Annotated in this window: 16 protein-coding genes and 1 pseudogene; 7 read left to right on the top strand and 10 right to left on the bottom strand. The window is 44.4% G+C overall.

What is annotated here, in order from left to right:
- Window positions 1-8: 8 nt before the first annotated feature.
- The 5 genes from OCV36_RS24350 to OCV36_RS24330 all read right to left on the bottom strand — a co-directional run bounded on the left by OCV36_RS24350 (window position 9) and on the right by OCV36_RS24330 (window position 7,511).
- Window positions 9-1,919 (bottom strand): bifunctional diguanylate cyclase/phosphodiesterase, encoded by a 1,911-nt coding sequence (locus OCV36_RS24350; protein ID WP_135454101.1) that lies wholly within the window; start codon window positions 1,917-1,919, stop codon window positions 9-11.
- A 5-nt stretch (window positions 1,920-1,924) separates the two neighbouring features.
- Window positions 1,925-2,593: a transglutaminase-like cysteine peptidase gene (locus OCV36_RS24345; RefSeq protein WP_102551853.1), complete on the bottom strand. Its 669-nt coding sequence runs from the start codon at window positions 2,591-2,593 to the stop codon at window positions 1,925-1,927.
- Between the two features lie 59 nt (window positions 2,594-2,652).
- A complete protein-coding gene (locus OCV36_RS24340) occupies window positions 2,653-4,044 on the bottom strand; it encodes an HlyD family type I secretion periplasmic adaptor subunit (protein WP_017075630.1) in 1,392 nt (463 codons plus the stop codon).
- Window positions 4,045-4,156: 112 nt separating this feature from the next.
- Complete coding sequence (locus tag OCV36_RS24335; RefSeq protein ID WP_135454458.1) at window positions 4,157-5,455, bottom strand: sigma-54-dependent transcriptional regulator; 1,299 nt, start codon at window positions 5,453-5,455, stop codon at window positions 4,157-4,159.
- A gap of 70 nt (window positions 5,456-5,525) precedes the next feature.
- A complete protein-coding gene (locus tag OCV36_RS24330; protein WP_135454103.1) occupies window positions 5,526-7,511 on the bottom strand; it encodes an ATP-binding protein in 1,986 nt (661 codons plus the stop codon).
- A gap of 166 nt (window positions 7,512-7,677) precedes the next feature.
- On the opposite strand from OCV36_RS24330, the gene pdxH reads away from it, so the two are divergent.
- Window positions 7,678-8,313 (top strand): pyridoxamine 5'-phosphate oxidase, encoded by a 636-nt coding sequence (pdxH, locus tag OCV36_RS24325; RefSeq protein WP_017075633.1) that lies wholly within the window; start codon window positions 7,678-7,680, stop codon window positions 8,311-8,313.
- Window positions 8,314-8,424: 111 nt separating this feature from the next.
- Here the strand turns inward: pdxH and OCV36_RS24320 are convergent, their stop codons facing one another.
- The 3 genes from OCV36_RS24320 to OCV36_RS24310 all read right to left on the bottom strand — a co-directional run bounded on the left by OCV36_RS24320 (window position 8,425) and on the right by OCV36_RS24310 (window position 12,737).
- The gene (locus OCV36_RS24320) at window positions 8,425-9,144 is read right to left on the bottom strand and encodes a helix-turn-helix transcriptional regulator (RefSeq protein ID WP_135454105.1); all 720 of its coding nucleotides are present in this window, start codon (window positions 9,142-9,144) and stop codon (window positions 8,425-8,427) included.
- A 438-nt stretch (window positions 9,145-9,582) separates the two neighbouring features.
- Entirely contained in the window at window positions 9,583-11,412 is a 1,830-nt protein-coding gene (locus OCV36_RS24315) for an SUMF1/EgtB/PvdO family nonheme iron enzyme (protein ID WP_135454107.1), read from the bottom strand.
- 221 nt (window positions 11,413-11,633) lie between these two features.
- A complete protein-coding gene (locus OCV36_RS24310) occupies window positions 11,634-12,737 on the bottom strand; it encodes a PEGA domain-containing protein (protein WP_029225131.1) in 1,104 nt (367 codons plus the stop codon).
- 484 nt (window positions 12,738-13,221) lie between these two features.
- Between OCV36_RS24310 and OCV36_RS24305 the strand changes: the two genes are divergently transcribed.
- The 4 genes from OCV36_RS24305 to putP all read left to right on the top strand — a co-directional run bounded on the left by OCV36_RS24305 (window position 13,222) and on the right by putP (window position 19,772).
- Entirely contained in the window at window positions 13,222-14,046 is an 825-nt protein-coding gene (locus OCV36_RS24305) for an AraC family transcriptional regulator (protein ID WP_135454109.1), read from the top strand.
- A gap of 181 nt (window positions 14,047-14,227) precedes the next feature.
- On the top strand, window positions 14,228-17,365 hold the full coding sequence (putA, locus tag OCV36_RS24300; RefSeq protein ID WP_135454111.1) for a bifunctional proline dehydrogenase/L-glutamate gamma-semialdehyde dehydrogenase PutA: 3,138 nt from the start codon (window positions 14,228-14,230) through the stop codon (window positions 17,363-17,365).
- Between the two features lie 11 nt (window positions 17,366-17,376).
- Window positions 17,377-18,081, top strand: coding sequence for a 1-pyrroline-5-carboxylate dehydrogenase (locus OCV36_RS24295; protein WP_135454113.1), 705 nt, complete (start codon window positions 17,377-17,379; stop codon window positions 18,079-18,081).
- 200 nt (window positions 18,082-18,281) lie between these two features.
- On the top strand, window positions 18,282-19,772 hold the full coding sequence (gene putP / locus OCV36_RS24290) for a sodium/proline symporter PutP (protein WP_102551899.1): 1,491 nt from the start codon (window positions 18,282-18,284) through the stop codon (window positions 19,770-19,772).
- Window positions 19,773-19,851: 79 nt separating this feature from the next.
- On the opposite strand, the pseudogene OCV36_RS24285 reads toward putP, so the two are convergent.
- Window positions 19,852-20,176: pseudogene (locus OCV36_RS24285) on the bottom strand (MerR family DNA-binding transcriptional regulator).
- A gap of 169 nt (window positions 20,177-20,345) precedes the next feature.
- On the opposite strand from OCV36_RS24285, the gene OCV36_RS24280 reads away from it, so the two are divergent.
- A complete protein-coding gene (locus OCV36_RS24280; protein ID WP_135454115.1) occupies window positions 20,346-21,236 on the top strand; it encodes a helix-turn-helix domain-containing protein in 891 nt (296 codons plus the stop codon).
- Between the two features lie 205 nt (window positions 21,237-21,441).
- On the top strand, window positions 21,442-22,266 hold the full coding sequence (locus OCV36_RS24275) for a nuclear transport factor 2 family protein (protein WP_135454460.1): 825 nt from the start codon (window positions 21,442-21,444) through the stop codon (window positions 22,264-22,266).
- Window positions 22,267-22,878: 612 nt separating this feature from the next.
- Here the strand turns inward: OCV36_RS24275 and OCV36_RS24265 are convergent.
- Complete coding sequence (locus OCV36_RS24265; RefSeq protein WP_017075644.1) at window positions 22,879-23,049, bottom strand: hypothetical protein; 171 nt, start codon at window positions 23,047-23,049, stop codon at window positions 22,879-22,881.
- Window positions 23,050-23,182 lie beyond the last annotated feature (133 nt).

The raw sequence follows: 23,182 nt of genomic DNA, 5'->3' as shown, positions 1-23,182 counted from the left end.
CCTTACAACTATTTATCAACAATGAAGCCTTGGAACACTTCTACGTAGTTATCAGACAAGATATCTAATTGAGTCTGAGTTTCTATTCGAGACGCAATAGTGGTCACACCTAGGTTGTGAGCGGTTCTAGAGATCGACGTTAAGGTGAATTTCTGCTTTTCATCATCAAGGTTATGTGTGAACAAGTAATCGAGCTTCACATAGCTTGGACGGTATTCGTTGATGTAATCCAATGATTGGAAATTACGTCCGTAGTTATCGACACCGAACACGGCATCAGCGTTGCGGATGGTGTTACACAATAGTGCAGTGTAGTGAGGAACATTGATGAAACAGTTTTCTGGAATCTCAAAGTGCAGTAGATGTGCGATAGACGCATTTTTATCCAGAGTATTTCCGATCCAACGGATAAAGCTTGGTTGAGCAATACTGCTCGGAGAGATGTTGATAGCAATAGGGCTTGTCACCTCTTTTGCATTCAATTTTTCAATCATTTTCTCGATAACGTATTGGTCGAGAATGTGGCTCATTTCAAGTTGTTCTAGAGCATATAGATACTGGTTGGCTCCGTAACGAACGCCTTCTTTCTCAATCGCAGAGAATACTTCTTGGTGGTAGGTTTTGCCAAAAGCGTTATTCGCAGCTTGCAGGCGGAAGGTGACGAGATCGTTGATGATGGCTTCTTCTACCAACATACGCCATTGCTGTTTACCCATCACTGCGCCGTGGTCGTCAGCCGTTACGTAACCGTAGGTAAGTTCACGGTTTGCTTTCGCACTTGATAGCGCGTTATCCACCAGCGACATAATCTCAGTACTGGTTTTTGTCTTATTACTGTAAGTGACACCCAGAGCAAGGTGTGCAGCAGCAGTCCCTGTTGGATCTGAACCTAGGTTTTGAACGCAGTTAACAATGCTATCTGCGATCAGTTTAAGCTCGCTTTCGTCAATGTTTGGCAGAATGAAACCAAATTCATCCGTAGAGATACGTGCAATGGTGATATCAGGCGACGAAATCGAAGCTTGTAGCAGGTCTGCGAGTTGGTGCACCAACGCATCGCCTTCTTGGTAGCCTTTTTCATCATATTCTTCGCTGATGAACTGTGCTTGCAATACGGCAAGGCCGCCTAAACTCGACTCTTCCAGCCATTGGTTGAGTTGAGACATGTAGTAAGCACGGTTACCGAGTTGAGATACCGGATCAATATACGCTCGCTCACGAAGTCGTTGAGCTTCTTGAGCTTGGTTTTTAAAAGCCAGCTCTACTTGAGTGGACATGTGGTTGATGCCATCAACGACTAAGATCAGATCTTTTGTTTTAGGACGAATCAAAGGTTCACCGAACTGGTTCTTAGCGATCTGATCCATTTTGGTAATGATCAACGATAACGGACGCAGCGCTCGTTTAAGGATCCATGAAATCGAAATCAAACCCAGTAAGAAGATCGCACCGAATAAGGTCAATAAGCGTGTAAATGCTTGCCAAAGTTGATCATAGGCAGGGCCTGGGTGGCTCACTATCTCGACTTCAGCCAGTTGCATCCAGCCACTGGTAATCACGCGGCGATCATGAACGGGTTCAAATAGATTAAGGTTGGTAAACCATTGCGGTACGCCTGTTGGTTTCACAGGGTATGAGCGGAGAATATCATCGCCGCTGTCGAGAAATATTAATCGCACGACGGAGTAAGAACTGCCATCAAACAGGGCGTTGATAACAGACTCCACTGCCACCTTGTCCTTTTCTTCTAGGTAAGGGGCGAGAGCCAGTCCAACAGTATTAATGGTATTACTTACCTCAGAGCGTTGCTGCTCTTCTAAGTATCCACGGGTCGTATTGAATTCGATCATAAAAACTGATGTCATCAGCAATATGAACACTGCAACCATCCCGACCACAAGCTGTTTATATAAAGTCATTGTACCTACTCGTCGTAATTGATAATGGGTTTGTTTAATTTTAGAGAGCGCTCACGAGAACGTAAGTCGTTCCATAAGCTCAATCTTGAAGATTTCCCTGCTAGCTTGCCGCTACCTGCTGCCGACTTGATTAACCAAAGGTTTTTACCATTGAAACTGTATATCGGTCGTAGATCGCCGCGCTTGGAACCGCGTTTTATCTCAGGGTTTAAGTTGTCCAAAATTAGTGGTTCTGCACTGGGTGTTGAGTAGTAAGCCAACACCATGTGAAATTGGTTTAGTTCAAGAGCCTTTACGTACACCAATCGTAATTTTTTATCTGGGACGCCCAGTTCAAGTAAAGAGAAGTACTTCGCGATAGTGAAATCTTCACAGTCACCAGCGTTACTGCCTAAAAATTCCAGTGGGGTAGCCCAGTAATCGTTCTTTCCCCAAAGTATGTTGTCGTCAACAAAGTACATTTGGTTGAAGAATTGGTTAACAGATTCGAGCTTCTCTTTTTCACTTAATCCATCATATGACGTCATATTTGAGCGCCATGTTGCGACTCGCTTCCCAGCTCTTTCTCCGTAGGTTTCGGAGACCGCATCTACCCATCGTTGATCGCTCTTATTGAGCGCCATAGAGGTAAAAGAGGTGAGGACTAGCAACAAGAGCGAAACCTGAGACTTCATAGCCTCTGCTCTTGTTTGTTCGCTACATATTGAAAGGCGTTGTTAACCATCAAACGTCCTTACTCTTTCAGCGCGTTGTTTTGAGCGCTGAGAATGGGTTTCAACATGTACTCAAGCACGGTTCTCTTGCCTGTGATGATATCGACAGAAGCCGTCATACCGGGAATGATCGGTAGCTCTTCATTGTGGCCAAAGCTGTATTTGTCAGTGCGCACACGCACGATGTAATAGCTGTTGCCTTCTTCATCTTGGGTTGTATCGGCACTGATGTGCTCTAATACGCCCTCAAGACCACCATATTTAGTGAAGTCATAGGCACTAAATTTAACAATAGCGGTCAATTCAGGACGAAGGAATGCGATGTCTTGTGGGGCGATTTTTGCCTCAACCAAGAGTGAGTCTTCTGTCGGTACTATCTCAACAATGTCCATACCTGGTTGAATTACGCCGCCCACGGTATTAATGCCAAGTGTTTTTACCGTTCCGGTTACGGGAGAAACCACTATGGTTCGATTTACTCTGTCTTCAAGGCCAATTGAAGATTCGGTCATGGCTGAGAGTTTGTCTTGGGCTTCGTTCAGCTTCTCTTGTTGTTCTGAACGAAAGCTCAATGCGGCATCAATACGGCTTAACATAGACTCTTTGATTGCGGAACGAAGGAGAGGGATTTTGAGTTCGCTGGAGGTCATTTCTCGACGAGTGTCGTTCACTTGTCTTTGAAGTTTGAGTAGTTCAATTCTTGGTACCACCCCTTCATCGGCAAGAGGTTTTGTTATGTCTAATTCTTGGCGGGCAAATTTGTAACTTTGTCTTAAGTTATTGACGCGCGCTTTTATTTCAATAAGGTCTTGTTGCTTCTGTTCAACTTGTTGATCAAAAACAGAAAGTTGGTTTTTTAGATTGTTCAAGTCTTGGCGATATTCGGCCTTTTGGCGATTAACCAGTTTGGGCTGAAGCTCGTAGAGCGCGGGTGGGAAGGCGAGTTTACCGTAGTCTAGTAGGACACTTTTCTTCCAGTTCTCGACCGAGAACTCTTCGTTGATGACCACACTGTTAAATGAAGCTGAAAGCATTAACACGCTAGCGGTTAAGTTGGCGACTTGTTGCTCTCGTTCTCGAAAGTCAGAACGGAATCGAGTGTCATCGATCAAGAGCAACTGTTGACCTTTTTGAACTTGTTGACCTTCTCTGACTAGTATCTCTTTTACTAGGCCGCCCTCAAGGTTTTGCACCACTTGGATCTGGGAAGAAGGGATAACTTTACCTTGGCCAACCGTGACTTTGTCTATCTCTGCCCATGCGGACCACCCAATAGCAGCAATAAAAAATAGAACGATCACCCACAGCATAATGCGCGCACTGGTGGGTGTATTGAGTAGCAGCGCCGCTGTTTTGTCATCGACATACTCAAGTTCGGTTTCGTTCAATTTGCTGAAATTCTTCTGACTCATAACAGTCCTTGTGTGCTAAATAAAAGTGCAAGCCTAATGAGTGTATTCTTACTTTTGATAAATGTTAAGATTTTGCTCCTTTAAATCTTTGAATTTATATATTTTTTAATTCTTATCGATTTTTGAAATCCGTTTTATCGAGTTGATGCTTTCTCAGTTTGTCATAAAGCGTTTTTCGCGACACTTTCAGCTCTTGCTGCACCTCTTTTAAGCGCCCTTGGTGGCGATGTAGCGCCTCAATCAAGAGGATTTGCTCAAAGCTATCGGTACGTTGGCCCAGTGATTGCTGTTGTTCCTCAATGCTAACATCAAGCGGATCTTCATCATTTTGCTCATCGTATTCATCGCGATCGAGCGACGGTTGCTTGATTTGCGTCAACACTCTGAGCTCTGCATGTTGACGAAGTTGTCGAATGTTATCGGTCCAATTAGAGCTGATTAACCGTTGAATCTCTTTCTCTGTGATAACCGGTGGCGGCAACTGATATCGACTTGCTGCACCGCGAGCAAAGTGTTTGAACAAAGAGCCTATATCTTCTGTTCTTTGTGCCAAGGGGAGTAAATCAAATCGACGCAGTTCATTGGTAATTGTAGTTGGAACTATTGTGGTTGCGATAATGATACAAGTTGCATTGGTCTTGCATGAGTTTTCACGAAGTAGAATGGGTTTTAGACGCGCTAACCATAGCCACTGCTCCCGTGTTAGTGCTTCTGTTTCATGGATATAGATCGTTCCGCCCTGATATTTGCGGAACAGTTGCAAAATAAATTGCTGAAATGCCGCTTCATCGCTGCGTGGCAAATTGAACGAGGCGATTGGGCAGAGCTCGGCGGTGTGATGACTGTGTAAGTCATGAGTGTATTGCGCGGTGATCCTTTTTCCGGTTCCGATATCTCCAACAAACAGCAGCAGTGGGTTTTCTTGGCAGTTTAGAGTGATTAACTCACGGCGTAAGGCCTGCATGGCTAGCGATTGACCGATCAGTTTTGGCCCGACCTGATTTTGCATCGCAAGTTCTTTTCTTAATAGATTGTTCTCTTCAACCAAGGCGAGCTTATCTGCGGCTTTTTTTACTGCTGTTAGTAGGTCATCGACAACAAACGGTTTTTCCAAAAAATCATAAGCGCCAGACTTCATTGCAGACACTGCCGTTTGAACATCACCATGCCCTGTCAGCACGATGATTTGAAAGTTAGGATTATGACTCAACAGCTTCTGAGTAAATTGAATACCATCCATCACAGGCATGTGAATGTCGGTGATCACGATTCCTGCTTGTGCAACGTTGATCTGCTTTAACGCCTCAATGGCATTTGGGAAGCAGGTAATGTCGATGCCTTCTATGAGCATGGCTTGTTCTACGGAGTCCCGAATGGCGGGTTCGTCGTCGACAAAATAGAGTTTGGGCATGGAGTGCAAAAGTCGAGTCCTTAACAATGGTGTGAAATTGGTGTTCTCATGAGTAAACAAAATGGACGATTTAGTTCTTGTTCTTATAGAGCGGAATATTTAGCGAGAATACCATGCCTGAAGGCTCTAACTGGGCTGCGGTAATCGTGCCGTGATACGCTTCAATGATCCGTTTCGATATTGATAATCCAAGCCCTAAGCCTTCCGGTTTGGTGGTGAAGAATGGGTCGAAGAGCTGTTCAAGTTTATGTTTAGGTATGCCAACTCCGTTATCCCATATGATCAGCTGACAGGTATCGTTCTTGCGTTGCCATTCCACCCCAATTTGTGGAATCGTTTGTAGGTCTAAAGCGTGTTGTCCTAGGTTTTGTTCTCCTAAGGCTTGTTGCTCTAAGATTTGTTGCCCTGAAGTTTGTAGCCGTGAGGTTTGTGGTCTTGGGGCTGGCTGCTCTATGGCCTGTTGTTGAAGTGCTTGAGTCGCGTTGTGAATCAGATTAACCAACACCTGTTCTAGTTCGGTTGGATGAATCGCTACATTTATGTCATCCGGCACTGTGCTTAACCTAAGCGTAATACCTTGTTTGATCATTAATGCACTGAGAATACTGGTGGCGTTGTTGACCGCTTGATGCAAGTTCGCCACGTGATGTTCTTGTTTGGTGACCTTACGGGTGAAAACCTTTAGGCGAGCGATGATCTCGGTAATCGATGTATTTAAAGCAATCATTTTATCTAGGTTGCTTTTGACTAAATCTGTCCGTTCCATTTCAAGCAACTTTAAGCTGTTCTCGCTGTAGGTTCTGAGCGCAGCCAGTGGTTGGTTTATTTCGTGGTTAATACTGGCTGACAGCTCACCCAACACCGCTAGCTTAGCCGTCTGAGTCAACTCTTGTTCTGTCTGTTTTAACTTCAGTTGTGATTCTTGATACTGAAATATTGTTTGCTGGAGCTGTTGATTAGATTGCTTTAAATAGTGGGTACGTTTATCAACGGTCTGTTCTAGGTTTTGATTTAGTCGGGTTAACGCTACTTTCGCTATGTAGGTTTGACGCCACGACCAAGCAATCAGCATCACCAAGCTATAAATGACAATGAAGATGACGTCGATCTGAAGCACCTTAATCAGTTCGGCTTTGGTCTCTTTTAACGCGACGACTTGGTATTGATTATTGCTAATAGGTGCGGGGTAAAGATTAAAAGTACCAAGCTGAAACAACTGATTGGCTGTGAGTTCCTTTTGAACTTGGTTTGGTTGAAGACCTTTAGGTTGAATCGCGTCGTTAGTTTTTTGTTGAAGGTTTGAAGATCGAAAGTCTTCGATGATCGAAATTTCACTCTGGCCGTATTGTCGCTGGGTCGATATTTCTGTTTGTTGCTGTTGATTGAGTGGCAGCAAGGAGTGATACAACCAAGAAGCTTGGTTCGACAGAAAGACGACTTGGTTCGAGTCGAGTACCACAATCTCAAAATCATCACTGGTTAAGATATTCTCAAGATTTTCCAAGCTCACTTTAACCGTAAGGACGCCAACAATGTGGCCTGCTACGTAGAGCGGTGAGGAAAGAAAATACCCTCTGACATTGGAGCGAGCACCGAGCGCTACGTATTGTGTGTTGTTGCCCTTCATTGCAGAGGCAAAGTAGGGACGAAACGAGAAGTTTTCGCCGACAAAAGTACGCGGTTGTTGATAATTACTGGAAGCTATCACTGTGCCACTTCGGTCGTGAATATAGATGGTGTCGGCCTGACTTTGATTCGACCATTCGAACAACAACTTATTGAGCTGCGTTGCGGAGGCCTTGTCCGATTGTAATGACGGGACAAAATATGAGAGCAGACGCGGGTCGTGGCTGAGTAAATCCGGGATCTGTTTGAACTTATCTAGCTCAGAGTCGATTTGCAGATTCGCTTTGTTGGCGGCTTCGTTAAGTTGCTGGGTAACGATTTTTTCTTGAAATTTTACGGCCAAAAAATGAGTCGCGGTTAACCCCGCCACCCCTAATAATAATGAGAGGAAAACAAAAGGTGTGATTAGGTTGGACAGTTTTTTAGTCACTAGAAACTCAGGTTACAATCGGTTTACATATAGACTATCAATATGGCCGTTAGAGTACCGAGATCTCGTTAACACAGAGCAGCTTCTGTGAGACAAAACCAAGGCTTAGACTTGTGTTTCAAAGGATTACAGCGCAGAATCACAAAAAATCATAAGGAGCAACCAAATGGAACTGACAGACATTCGTCGTGAATACGCTCAGGGTGGATTGAGACGTAAAGACTTGGCCGCAGACCCAATTGACCAATTCAATCAATGGCTAGAGCAAGCGATTGAAGCTAAGATGACTGATCCTACTGCAATGACAGTCGCGACAGTTGACGAAAATGGTCAGCCATTCCAACGAATTGTTTTGCTGAAGAATGTTGATAAAGATGGTTTCGTTTTTTACACCAATTTGGGTAGTCGAAAAGCGCATCAACTTGAGCACAATAGCAAAATCAGTTTGCATTTCCCTTGGCATCCTTTAGAGCGACAAGTTCATGTAACGGGTACTGCTGAAAAGCTGACAGCGTTGGAAAACATGAAGTATTTCACATCTCGCCCGAAAGAAAGCCAACTGGCCGCTATTGCAAGTAAGCAAAGTAGTCGTATCTCTGCTCGTGGGATTTTGGAAGGTAAGTATTTAGAGCTTAAGCAGAAGTTCGAAAAAGGAGAGATCCCAGTGCCTTCTTTTTGGGGTGGTTTCCGAGTACGTGTTGATAGCATCGAGTTTTGGCAAGGTGGTGAACACCGTTTGCACGACCGCTTCCTGTTTTCTCGCAAAGACAACAGCTGGGATATTGATCGCCTAGCACCATAGTCTGCTTAATCCTACTCTTCTTAATAATAGTCGGATTAATAGATATAAAAATACCGTTGATTTGGTGCTTAGACTCATCAAATCAACGGTATTTTTTTGTCTAATTTTTACTCAATCACTATGCAGAACCACGGAAATCTGTTTTTTGAGCAGAGTTTCAGGGATCACTGAGCCTAACCCCGAGCCCAACGCATACTCAATCAATTGGCTTTTACTGCTGGCATCAAATTTTTGCTTCAATCTGGCGACATGACCTTCGACGGTCTTAATTGAAATATTTAGCGTCAATGCGATGTATTGCGGTTTCTTACCGAACAGCAGTAAAAATAGCACTTCTGATTCTCGCGAAGTCAGTCGTTTTTTGAGTTTAGATGTGCGTGGTGTTGAACCTGCAATGGATGCTTGACCATCTTTGGCGCCTGTTGCCTGACATACCCAATGGCCAACCTCTAAAATCGCGGTATCAGTGAGTTCTTGACCATAAAAGATAGTGCCTTGGACATTGTCGTTATCATCAAGCCAAGGGGTTTTGGTAAAGATATGGGCGTGCCAGCGTCCGTCTGGATAAGGGTGAATATCGAGGATCTTAAGGGTACTGCGTGTATCCATCACATGCTTGTCTTGAGCTCTGAAATCTTGCGCGCACTCAATGGTTTGGCTAGGCATGTCGAAATCGGTCAAGCCAGTGCAACTCTCGTTGGGTTTTAAACCAATCAATTGGTTGTAGGCGAGGTTCGCGTATACGAAGACCGACTCAGTATCTTTGCAGCCCCAGCAACCTGGAAGTTGTTCAAATAAAGAACGATGTATGGAGTTGAGTGATTCTGGCAAGGTTTTATCTCGTAAGCAGAAGTATATTGATGATATCAGTTTCTTATAGTGCTGCAATGGCAATTACAGACTGAATTCTGCGAAAGAAATAGGCTTTGGATAACCGTTAAACGAATTGCTGATTAACTGTTTCTAACAAGGGGAATAGGTAATCGAAAAGGGTAGTAAACAAACAAAAAAAAGCCAGCCTGAAGAGGGGCTGGCTAAAGACAAGATATGCCTTGTCGACATGTAGAAGATTTTCAGTTTAATTTACGAGGGTCGTGCAAATTAAACTGAGGCATCAATTTGATACCCAGAGTGACTTACTACTCTATCGACGAATCTACTCCTAGGAGTGCTTATGCATAAGGGGGGAATTCCCCTATAAATGCTGCTCAATGTGATAATTGAGAACTTAGAGTAAATATTTGAGATCCTGAGTCCCTGATTGAAAGCCTACAGCTCTCGTACGACTCGGAACCCTAGATAGTTTGCTGCCGTTGAGGTTGGGACGTACAGTTCGTTAAACACTTTTGCTTCCTCTGGAGAAAAGCTCCACGCGCCACCTTTAGCCAAGCCTTTCTGAATGGTTGTCCATTCCCAAACGTTGCCGACCATATCGTAGAAGCCTGTTGGTGTTGGTAAGAATGACTTAACCGGAGAAGTGCTGACGTTTGACCACGGTGTTCCAGCCCAACCGGTATTGGCTTTGCCTGAACGGAATTCATTGCCCCACCAGAAGTTAGTCTCTTGGCCTGCTCTTGCAGCGGCTTCCCACTCTTGTGGTGTTGGTAAACGGTAGGTAAAACCTGTGTTGTCAGATAGCCAACGGGTGTAAGCCTTAGCGTCATTTTGGCTTACGCATACAACGGGTGAGTTATCCGCTTGCTTAAAGCCAGGGTTCTGCCAGTCATTGTCTGAAACGGTGGTGATCTCTGCATTGACGAATTTGTCGCAAGTATTCATCAGTTCTGCGTCAGTCTGATAGCCTGTACTTTCAACGAATGCTCTAAAGTCTTGAACTCGTGTTGGTGTTGCTGCTAATGCAAATGGCTGTTTGATCGTTACTTGCTTGGCGTTGTTTTCACCCAATAGATAACGGCCTGAACCCACCACAATCATTTCTGGGCTTTGAATGTTGCTTCCCATTGGGTCGGCAAATTTAGTACCCACATTCAATGAGTTCTGTTTGGCTTGTAACACCGCTCTTAAGTTGTGATCGCGAGCGACCTTCAACTCTTGATGGAAAGAAAGGTAACCTTCTTTCTCAATTGTGACCATGTGTTGGCCCGTTGGTAACATCACCTCAACCGGTGTGCTGCCATAGTTCACGCCATTAATCGAAACATGGTCGTTGTACTGATTTGAACGAACCACCAAGTTAACCCAAGCGACCTCTTTTTGCTGATCATTGGCTTGTTGATCGCTCTGTGTGAAACAGTTTGCCGACTGAATACCTAGCAGACGGCAAGGCGTGTTCTTATCTGGGCGAGTTTCTAGATTCGCAGTAATCACCGCTTGGTAACGGTTATCTTCAGAGAAACCTGAGGATTTCACTTTGTGTTGTAGAACGTGAATATTCAACGAAGCAGACGCTAGATGCTCTTTAACGGTTCTCGATTCAGTCGCGTTATCTACAAGGCTGTTTTGGAATTGTTTTACCGCTTTTTGCAGCGCTAAGGTTACGGTTTGATCGGAACACTGTGCCAGTGTCATGTCACTGCTACAGCGGTTCGTAAAGCTGACCGTTTGCTCTTGCGTTTGAGTGATCTCGTTTCTTAGTCGCTCGGCTCTGGCTCTTAGCTTGTGTTGATTCAGATTTGCAATTGAAGCTTCAGCCGCCGCTTTTTCTGCTTGGATGGCTTCTAGTTCCATCACCAAGCCTTGCTGCGTCTGTTCTGAGTCTGAAATCGCAAGCTTGCTCTCTTTTACGGTTTTCCAAGCGTCTTGGAACCTGTTTTGAGCGGGCGAGATATCGAAATCTGGCTCATCAATCATACGAGTGTAATCTTGCTCTAGGCTAGCTTTCGCTGTTGCTAGTTTTTGCTCAGCTTGAGCCGATAACTTGGCTAGACGTGCCGTTTGCTGTACCTGATTGTCGACTTGATTTTGTTTGTCCGTCATCTTCTTATCAACAGCCGTTAAAGCCGCATGCATTTCGAAGAGTGAACTTTCAATGTCGGTGACAGATGTTGTGATCGCTGGTGGTGTTGCCTCAGCGAAAACAGCGGGCGTCATTAAGCAGGGAGCAAGTGCAAATAGTAGAGTGGGAAAACCTTGGCGCATGTTGGGCTACTTCAATCGTAAGTTAGGTTAATCGAATAATCTAAGCGAACACGCCATTTTGTCTGCAGCTACTGTTTATAACGATCAAACAAGGTTATAACTATCAACAAAATGGCGAGTATTCATTCAGCTTTGCGAAATCGGCACGGCTATTTATTCGGGCTTAGCTTTCTGTTTTGGCTTAGCTTTTATATTGCTTAGGCTTAGCCTCTATGTAGGTATTAACTTTCTTTGCTAGGAAGAAGTTTCACCCAAATAGTATCGCTGCCGTTGATGGTGACCGTGCGGTTGTAAGACTCGTAACCTTGCTTTGAAATGGTTACTTGGTGACGACCGCTCGGCAATGCAACCTCAAGAGGTGTGCTGCCATACTTAATACCGTTGATAGTGACTGAATCATTATATTGATCAGAACGTACCATCACGTTAGCCCATTGCTTATCGCGCTTTTTAACCACAGCAGCATCACTGCCGGTTAAACAGTAGCGTGTTGAAACGTTCAATAAGTTACAAGCTGCAACCGCTTCAGGTTTTGCTTGAAGCTGAGCTTGCATCTGCATGAAGTAAGCGTTGTTACCTGAGAAACCGCTCTTAATTGCTTGGCTGTCTTGAACATGGATATTCAGTTGAACACCTTGTAAGTTTTGCTTAGCCAGAGTGCTTTCTGTGAGCTGCTCAAGTAATTGAGCCTTGAACGTTTGTACTGCTTTTTGATTGGTAAGTTGTTTACCTTGAGCAGTACACTCACCCAGTGTCATTGTTGATGCACATGTCGTGGTGTAGCTGGTTTCAAGAACAGCACTTTCACGAAGTTCTGTTGCAATTCGTTTAACACGAGCTTCAACTTTTGACTCTCTCAAGTTAGCCAACTCATTATTCAGGCGAGCTTGCTTTTGCTTGATTTGAGAAAGGTGAATTTCGCTCTCGTTCATCGCTTGTTGGTTATCTAGCTGAGACGATTGGTTCTCTTTAACGGCAGCCCAAGTGTCTTGGTAGCTTTTCTGGAAAGAAACTAAATCAGTTTCTGGGTCTTCCAGTAAGCGGCTGTACTGTTTGTCGAGTACAGACTTGGCTCTGTTACGTTTTGCCTTAAGTTCTTCACCTTCGCGTAACAACTTACTGTTTTGGTTTTGTAGTTGTTTTAGGTTTTCAGACGCCGATACTTGAGTTGCTGAAATACGCTCAATATCTGAGTTTTTCTCTGTTAGCTTTGCATCGATAGCTGAAACGGGATCGACTTGATTCAGTTCTTCAGCTGATACCGATGCAGATACCCAAAGTGGGGATAGCGCGAGTAAAAGCGCTGAAATTCGAAAGTTAGTCATAGGTCCCTGCAACTTATAGATTGAAATTGGCTCGTTAATAAAGTGTCTACTTCCTAGTTGTGAGTCACTAGTTATTAGCAATTAACACAGTACCCGTCTTTATACCGTTTTATTGCCATCCAATCTACTCAAAAGCCCAGTTTCGGTACTTCGGATACACTTTTTACAAGTTGAGGCTTGATTATTTGAGCTATATAAGAAAATTTTTTTCGTATATAGCGGTAACGAAGCATCTATTTATTATATGAATTTCAACTCGTTGCATATCGTTATTTTTAGCCGCTTGAATTTGCCGGAAAGATTGGTTTTACAACTGCCGTAGTTTGTACACACTTGATCATCTTTCCGGAGGCATGATCAAGACGATCTCGATAATGATCTTTTGTTTAAGGCGAGGAAATGACTCTCATGATCATTTACAAATTCATCTTATGCAGATTTCAGAGTATTATTCTTACTATGTCGACCTGAGTATTTTGATGTTATGCCTAAACCGTTGCCCTTTCCGAACTTTGACTTGTCCCCGCTAAGCCTTACTGGCCCTCGCCCTGCGGAGATCATTACTTTGCCTTCGCATATGGATTGTCATGATCACCATTATTCGCAGGTAGTCATTGGTTTAAAAGGTCAGGCGGAATTTGAAGTGAGCGGTAAAGGTAATCTTGTCGGTCCAGGGCAAGGCTGTGTAGTCACGGCTCGCTCTGATCATGCTTTCGGTGGCGTGGTTGGTCAGTCGGATATTCTCGTACTCAACATGCCTATGCCAACCGGTGATGACCCTCTGATGCTAGAGAAGATTAACCAGTTAGAATCATCGAACGTCTACTTCCAATTAGATGCGCAAATTCAAAAGCTTATCCATATGTTGGTGCAAGAGATGCAGGCCAGTCCTGATGATCTGTTGTTGAGTCGAGCTTGTAATGACACGGTGATTGCATTGATGCAAAGACACATCTCGGCATTTGAAACCTCGATTAAAGATTCGCGTTTCGATCTTGAGTCGTTGGATCGCTACATCGAACAACACTTGGCTAATAAGATCTCAGTCGCGCAGCTTGCAGGCAGTGTGTTCTTGGGCGAAAGCCAATTCCACATGCTATTTAAAGATCAAATGGGCATTACCCCTCACCAATATGTTTTAGGAAAGCGTATCGATCGCTCTCGACGCCTTATTGAACAAGGTAATCTAAGCCTTGGACAGGTTGCAGAACTTGCTGGTTTTTCCGGTCAATCCTCCTTTACTCACACCTTTTCTCGCCTTCAAGGCATGTCACCATCTCAATACAAAAAGCAAATTTCTGTTAAATAAAAAAACAAAACGGCATATTATTTTAAAGTTTCATATGTGACCTTGTGTTTGTTTTGTTAATAAAGCGAGTTTTTAGCAAAAAACTCGGAGTTTTTGACAAGTAATCCTTATATACTCTAAATACACTGCAGCCATTGTAGAGATCCCGAACTCTTTTCGGGTGTGAGATTAAGGAAAACGCATGTTTACAGCTACTGATGTGTTAAAGCCAGAATTCAATGAGCAGTCGCTTGCTGATCTTTGGACGCTTATCTCACCATTATATATGGTGGATGAAACCCAATGGCTAGAGCAACTTCTGCCGCTAGCTACCCCTTCTGAGTCTGAAAAGCAGCAAATCACAGACAAAACGACATCATTGATCGAAGCTATCCGTGCGGATAAAACTTCAATTCAGATGATCGATGCGCTGTTGCTTGAATACAGTTTAGATACTCAAGAGGGCATCTTGCTGATGTGTCTGGCGGAAGCCTTGATGCGTATTCCTGATTCAGCAACGGCTGATGCGCTGATTCGCGACAAACTAAGCGTTGCGGATTGGAAATCTCACTTAAAGAACTCTGATTCAGTATTTGTTAACGCATCGACTTGGGGCCTAATGTTAACAGGCAAGGTTGTTGGACTTTCATCAAATGAACAGAGCGCTGGCCAAGCGGTTAACCGTTTAGTCAACAAGCTTTCTGAGCCGGTGATTCGTAAAGCGATGCACCAAGCGATGAAGGTGATGGGTCACCAATTTGTTCTTGGCCGCAGTATTGCTGAAGCGCAAAAGAACGGTAAGTCTATGCGTGACAAAGGTTTTACCTATTCATACGACATGTTAGGTGAAGCGGCACTGACTACTGCAGACGCCAATAAATACTACAAAGATTACCTAATGGCGATTGAAGCCGTAGGTCGAGACACCTATGTTTCTTCAAAATTAAGCCCAGCACCGTCTGTTTCTATTAAGCTTTCTGCGCTTCACCCACGTTATGAAGTGGCGAACGAAGACCGCGTACTGACTGAACTTTGCGACACGCTAGAGCAGTTATTGCGCCGAGCAGTAGAGCTTGATGTTGCGATTACGATTGATGCTGAAGAAGCGGATCGCCTAGAGCTTTCTCTTAAGTTATTCGAAAAACTGTACCGTACCGATCTTGTAAAAGGTTGGGGTAAATTTGGTCTGGTTATTCAAGCTTACTCAAAGCGCGCACTACCGGTTCTAGTATGGCTAAACCGCTTGGCGAAAGAGCAGGGTGATTTAATACCGCTTCGCTTAGTGAAAGGCGCGTACTGGGACAGCGAAATCAAATGGTCACAGCAAGCTGGCTTTACTGATTACCCAGTTTACACACGTAAAGAAGCGACAGATGTAGCTTACCTTGCATGTGCACGTTACCTACTGAGCCCAAGTGTTCGTGGCAATATCTTCCCGCAGTTTGCGAGCCACAATGCTCATACGGTTTCTGCAATCGCAGTGATGACTGAACATAAAGATTTTGAATTCCAACGCTTACACGGCATGGGTGATTCTCTTTATAACCATGCGATGGAAGCTTACCAACAGTCGGTACGTATCTACGCACCGGTTGGCAGCCATAAAGATCTACTGCCATACCTAGTACGTCGCTTGCTAGAAAACGGCGCAAACAGCTCGTTTGTACACCGTTTAGTTGATGCTCGTTGCCCTGTGGCAGAGCTGACCCAACACCCTGTCGATATGCTTCTTGCATTCGATACACTGCATAACACTAAGATTCCATTGCCACCGGCGGTATTCCCAGAGCGTAAAAACTCTTACGGTGTGAACATCGATATCGAAAGTGAAGCGCATCAGTTTGAAGAGCAAGTAAAAGCGTTCCTTAATAATCAATGGACTGCTGGCCCTGTGATCAACGGTGAATCTCTTGCCGAAAGCATGATCAAGGCTGATCAGAACGTTGAGCAAGTAACGGCACCTTACGATCGTCGTATCAATGTGGGTCAGGTGGCTTTCGCTAACCTTGATCATGTTTCCGCAGCGATCACTGGCGCAGACGCAGCATTCGCTGATTGGAACGCAACTTCGGTTGAAACCAAGTCGGCGGCACTTGATAAACTGGCTGATCTGATGGAAGACAACCTAGCTGAATTGGTAGCGATTTGTCACCAAGAAGCAGGTAAAACAATTCACGATAGCGTTGATGAAGTACGTGAAGCGGTCGACTTCTGTCGTTACTACGCAAAACAAGCTGACAACCTACAAGGTTTCGAACTAAAAGGTTTTGATGGCCAAACACGAATCGCTTCGCGACAAGGTCGTGGTGTGTTCGTTTGTATCAGCCCTTGGAACTTCCCTCTAGCGATCTTCCTTGGCCAAATTACTGCGGCACTAGTTGCGGGTAACACGGTTGTGGCTAAGCCTGCCGAGCAAACAAGCTTGATTGCAGCTCGCGCGGTTGAACTGATGAATGAAGCGGGTTTCCCTGCTGGCACGATTCAGCTACTACCAGGTCGCGGTGCTGAAATCGGCAGTGCGCTTACTAGCCATGACGCCATTGCTGGCGTTGCCTTTACGGGTTCAACACCGACAGCACAACGTATTAACGTGTCACTGGCAAGCCGTAACGCTAAGCCTGTTCCATTTATCGCAGAAACTGGCGGCCAGAACGCGATGATCGTCGACAGTACCGCACTACCTGAACAGGTGGTTCGTGATGTGATTCGTTCGGCATTTGCTTCAGCAGGCCAGCGTTGTTCTGCATTGCGTGTGCTTTACATTCAGGAAGACATCGCAGACCGCGTGGTTGGATTGATTCACGGTGCAATGGACGAATTGAGTGTTGGTATTCCATACCTTCATAAAACGGATGTTGGCCCGGTTATTGATCAAACAGCGAAGCAAAAGCTGTTAGCTCACTTGGAAAATATGACCCAGACACAGAAGAAAGTCGCTCAACTTACTTTGGGTTCTGATTGTGAACATGGTGATTTTGTTCCACCAAGTGCGTTTGAAATCGATGACATCAGTTGCTTGAAAGAAGAACAGTTTGGCCCTGTGCTGCACATCGTTCGCTTCAAGGCGAGTGAGTTAGCGCAAGTGGTAGACCAAATTAACCAAACCGGTTTTGGCTTGACCATGGGGATTCACAGCCGTAACGAGACAACTTACCGTTGGATCGAAAAACACGTGCGCGTGGGTAACTGCTACATCAACCGTGACCAAGTAGGCGCAGTGGTTGGCGTGCAGCCATTTGGCGGTCAAGGTTTGTCGGGTACAGGCCCTAAAGCGGGTGGTCCTCACTACCTATATCGCTTTACTGATGTTCATTTTTCTCAATCACAAGACAAGGCATAAGGAGCAGTATCATGGTTCATCAAGTGACAGGTTTTTCTGATGCATTGCTTGCGTGGGAACAATGGAATCTTACTGATTTTGATCATAAGAGTGCTCAGGTACTTTCATTGAAATCAGAGATCGAAAGTCAATCTGCGCCTTTGGCTGCAGTGGCAACTTATCATCTAGAACAAGCGTCAGCACTGCTTGCTGAGCATCACCTTATGGCTGGTCCTACGGGCGAAACCAATGAGTTGTATGCTGCGGGCCGAGGTGTGGCGTTGGTAATTGTTGATGATTGCCAAGATAAACTGCCAGCACTGCAAACGGCAATGGCGATGATTACTGCGGCACTTTTGGCGGGTAACAGCGTTCAATTGTGCAGTGATGACGTGCAGTTCAATACCCTAATTGCAGATGCCGCGAAACAAGCGAGTCTGCCAACTAACTTGGTGCAGGTTGCCTCGTATGACTCTGCTCAACAGCTGCTGTCTTGCGATGTACGAAGCGCGGGTTACGTGGGTAATTCACAAACGGCACAAGCTATCAATTTACAGCTTGCTAAGCGTGACGGTGCAATCGTCGGTTTAGTGGCTGAAACGGATCTGGCGACAATGAATGTTGCTAATGATCCACACCTATCGCTGCGTTTCATTACCGAGCGTACGCGAACTATAAATATAACAGCCGTGGGCGGTAACGCTACCTTGCTCGAACTTGGAAGCGAAGCTCACTAACCTTCAGTAATATTGGCTCTAAGCACTTTTGGTTTTCTCCATTGTTGGTTTTTCCATTTTTGGTTTCACCGTCTTTGGATTTAACTCATAGTGCTTTGGAGCCTAAATCCCTAACTCAATGCATTTGCTTGCCCTTACGGTGAGTACCTTGCATTGAATTAGGCATGGAAGGCTTTCTACAAAATGAGGACTATCAAATGATAGAAAACAGTTTTGCAATAACGACGACGTTCATTGCGTATCTAATTATGATGCTAGCGATCGGTGTTATTGCTTACAAACGTACATCTAACTCAACTGACTACTTCCTAGGTGGTCGTTCGTTAGGCCCATGGCCTGCTGCACTTTCTGCTGGTGCATCAGACATGAGTGGTTGGTTGCTACTTGGCCTGCCTGGTTACGCTTACGCTGCTGGCTTTGAAGCATTTTGGCTTGCTGGTGGCCTACTTATTGGTACTTGGGCTAACTGGTTAATCAGTGCTAAACGCCTACGTACTTACAGTATTACAACTGAATCACTGACGTTGCCTGAGTTCTTATCTCGTCGCTTCAATGATAACTCTAAGCTGATTCAAACAATCTCTGCTTTCTTTATCCTTTTATTCTTCCTTTTCTACACAAGTTCAGGCTTGGTAGCAGGTGGTAAATTGTTTGAAACGGTATTCGGCCTAGATTACACAACAGCGGTAATTATCGGCACAGTATGTGTGGTTTCTTACACCCTGTTTGGTGGTTTCCTTGCGGTATCTTGGACGGATTTGGTACAAGGTTTACTGATGTCTGCAGCGCTATTGATTGTACCAATTGCTGCAATGAATGGTGGCCTTGGTCAGCTATCTAGCGACCTACACAACATCAACCCAGAGCTTCTAACGCTTTGGAATGATGCGAAGGGTGAGCCGCTTTCTGCTATTGCGATCATCTCGCTAGCGGCATGGGGCTTGGGTTACTTCGGTCAGCCACATATCCTTGCGCGTTTTAAAGCAACTCGTTCAAACAAAGATCTTGTGACAGCACGCCGCATTGCGGTTATCTGGACTGCACTGTCTATGGTTGGTGCAATGCTAGTGGGTCTTGTTGGTCTAATTTACGTGACTAACTCTGGCGCGCCTACGCTAGACGATGGCGAGAAGATCTTCATGCTTCTTGTTAACGCGATGTTCCACCCAGTAATCGCAGGTATTCTACTTGCTGCAATCCTAGCGGCAATCATGAGTACTGCAGATTCACAACTTCTTGTTTCTTCATCTGCAATGGCAGAAGATCTGTACAAGCAAATTCTGAAGAAAGACGCAACGTCGGAAGAGATTGTTCGTGTAGGCCGTTTCGCGGTTATCCTAATCTCTCTGATTGCACTTGTTCTAGCGATGACACCAGACAGTTCAGTACTTGGCCTTGTATCTTACGCATGGGCTGGTTTTGGCGCTGCGTTTGGTCCAGCTATCGTGTTGAGCCTGTACTGGTCTCGTATGAACCGTAACGGCGCTCTAGCGGGTATCGTGGTTGGTGGTGTTACGATTGTTCTTTGGAAACAGTTCACGGGCGGTTGGTTCGATGTTTACGAAATCGTACCGGGAATCATCCTATCGACTCTTTCTATCGTTATTGTGAGCCTAATTACTGGCGAACCAGAAGACGAAGTTAAGAAGCAACACGCTGAATTTAAGAAGAACCTAGTTGAGCTAGACTAATTCAATGCTAACGATTCTAGATGAAAAACTAGACGAATTTACATTGTAAAAGATAGACAAATTAGAACGAATAATAGAGTCACTTCGGTGGCTCTATTTTTTGACTACTCTCTAATGCTTTCGACCTCTTGTTGATCGATATTCCAAAGCTCAAAAGCTCAAAAGCTCCAAAGCTCCAAAGCTCAAAAGACTCTTGATGAACATTCGACTCCATCTTCTCAAACTGCTTGTACCAGTTCTGCATGTCTTCTTCGTTAAACCCTGTGTTTTCCATCACACGGACCCAACGTTCTTTCTCACCATACCAACGATAACCATTTAACTGAATGTCAGTGAGGCAGAAGTAGTCCCGCTCGTTCATAGTAAAGAATGGTGGTGCGAGAGATATTGTAGACTTTGGCAATTTAAGTCACAGTGAGTCCGTTCAACTTGATTGAAGTGTATAGGGCATCGTCCCCGAAGCTGATCATTGAGATTGTTGAAGTCAAATTTCTAGACTCGGAATATTTCAGTTTGCGTAGGGATACATTAGAGTTGCTAAGGGGAACCGAGTAAACGAGTAGGAAGGTGACAGTGTCTCAAGCAATCCCGAATATTGGCTTTAACCATGAGAAAACAGCGCAGGCTGAGTTGGAGTTGATTCCGCTGTCTCGACTCTATTCAGAAAGAAACATTAACCACGACCCTCGACTGCCACATCGTGTTAGCTTCTTCTTGATTCTGTTTATCGAGCAAGGATCTGGTACGCACATGGTCGACTTCCAGGACTATCCTTTTAGCCAAGGGAGCGTATTGTTCATTCAAAGAGAGCAAGTGCACGCTTTTGATTTTAGTAATGAGCCACAAGGTACTGCCGTTGTGTTTACTCAGGCATTCCTCGACAGTATTCACGCCAACATGCGCTTGCCAAACTACACACCAACCCACTTGAACAAGGCACACTCTGCGTTACTGTTATTAGATGAACTTCACCAAGATCGAACGCAGAGCCTGCTGCAACAAATAACGACTGAACTGAATCAAAAAGATTCTGATCCCTTGATCGTGATGTACCTTTTCTCGGCTTTAGCGCTGGTTCTTCATCGTCTACGACCTGAAGTAAAGCAAGATGCCTTGAGCCTGCAACAGAATATTAAATTCGCTCGCTACTTTGAGCTTCTTCGAAATAACTATCTACGTGTTCGTGACGCAAACTGGTATGCGAATCAAATTAACACGACCTACAAGACGCTGAATCAAGTGTGCAAGGTTGCAACCGGGCTAACCGCAAAACAGATCATTGATTCTTTTACCGTGTTAGAGATGAAGCGCCAGTTAGTTATTACCAATATTACCTCACAAAAAATGGCGTCTGATTTTGGGTTTGAAGATGCGAGTAACTTCGTAAAGTACTTTAAAAATCATACTCAAATGACCCCTAGTGAATTTCAAAAGAAGTATTCAAAGCCATCCCTTTCTGAATAGCGACTGAGTGTTCATTGATAACTCAAGGTTCGATATCTACCATTTTTCTGCCTAAATACACTCTGCCGCGAGCTTCTCTTGTTGATTAATATAGTTTCCAAGCCAACGAGAGGACTCAATAATGAAAACAATAACTAACGCATTCCAAGCAACAACATTTAAAGCCGCTGAATCCAAAACGAATAAATTCAACTCAACACTATTAATGGCAAGCGTACTCGCAGCCTCTGTTGTGACTGGAACGGTTTCGGCTCAAGAGTTGTCTATTCAAGAGAAAGGCGTGGCGGTCATTTCAAGCATTGAAACAGGCGATGCGCAAGCAGTGAGCTACATTAACCCTGAAAAGTACATTCAACATAACCTAGCGGTAGGCGATGGCTTAGCAGGCTTTGGTGAAGTGCTACAAATGCTCCCTGAAGGTTCTGCGAAAGCGCAAGTTAAGCGCTCATTTCAAGATGGTGACTTCGTCGTAACGCACACTGAATACAACTTCTTCGGCCCCAAAGTTGGCTTCGATGTGTTCCGCTTTGAAGACGGACAGATAGTTGAGCATTGGGACAACCTGCAAGAATTTGCCAAGCCAAACGCAAGTGGACGAACTCAATTAGATGGCGCGACTAAAGTCGTAAATCTCGATCAAACGGACAAAAATAAGCAGTTGGTCAGTGGTTTCGTTAAAGACATCCTGATCGGCGGTGATATGGCGAAGATTAATAACTATATCGATAATGAAGATAGTGCTTACTTACAGCACAACCCAGGAGTGGCTGATGGTTTAAGCGGTTTGGGAGAGGCCTTGGGCGCATTAGCGGAAGCCGGTATGCCAATGGTTTATACCGCCAACCATAAGATATTGGGCCAAGGTAACTTTGTGTTATCTATCAGCGAAGGCCAGTTCATGAACAACCATGTCGCATTTTATGATCTATTCCGCGTTGATAACGGCAAAATTGTTGAGCACTGGGACACTATTGAAACGATCCCTGCTCGCTCAGAGTGGAAAAATGATAATGGTAAATTTGGCTTTTAAATTTGAGTTAAATGGAACCTGAAATGCTTTTTAAAGCGGTGCTTTCATAGAGGAAGTACCGCTTTATTATTTATAAATTTGTAGGGGGATTCAGGCGAGGTACTGTCGTTTAGGGGTTTTACAATGTAAATCGAAACGGTGTGATCGTGGGTAATAAAGGAAAGTGGAGGGATCTGTAAGGCGCTTGAGATCTAAAATGGGAGAGAAAAATGGCTATTTTTTGAACTTAGCGCTCACTTTTGTAATTAGCTCGATGAATTGTTGAACTGAATTGTACATGATGTGTCAATTGTCAGTAACCACTAAAGACCTATAGGACAAAGGTATGCCTGATCTCTATTGCAAAGGATGTAAAAAAACAACACTACATAAGTCTATAATGAAACGTTGTGAATCAGAGCCTGAGACAACATCTGGCCGCATGATGCAATGGACGTCAAAGCTATTTAGTGGAAACCTGTATTACGATATGGAAACACAACACTTTTGCCGAACGTGTAATTGTCGTTGTGAAACGGGAAGTCATGTTCCCCAAGTTGGTTTGGCTTAGTTTATAGTAAGTGCTTACTAACTTAGATCGAAAAAACCTCCGCTCGGGAGGTTTTTGCATTTCTATGCGGCTTTGAGTGCAAGCTCGGTTTCAATGGCATTGCCATCAATTTTCACTTCCCATCCATAGTTTGAGTACTCATTTGCTAGTGCTTGAGCAACATCTTTTGAAACCGTTACGTGTGTCCATGAGCCAATGCTGTATGGCTTGTATGCGAGTTCTTGCGTTTTCATAATAGAGTTATCCTTTCTCTTTGAAGATTCTATTATTCACTTTGGCCTATATCCTTTCTTTCGTTTCTAGCTCAACTTATTTGTTTTTAAGGTCATTTCTATAATAATTTGTTAATGGTCGACAACTGATTTA

The organism is Vibrio echinoideorum (genome assembly GCF_024347455.1).
Classification (GTDB): Bacteria; Pseudomonadota; Gammaproteobacteria; order Enterobacterales; family Vibrionaceae; genus Vibrio; species Vibrio echinoideorum.
Note: the sequence above shows the minus strand (reverse complement) of the source record. Positions and strands in the feature narration are given on the sequence as shown.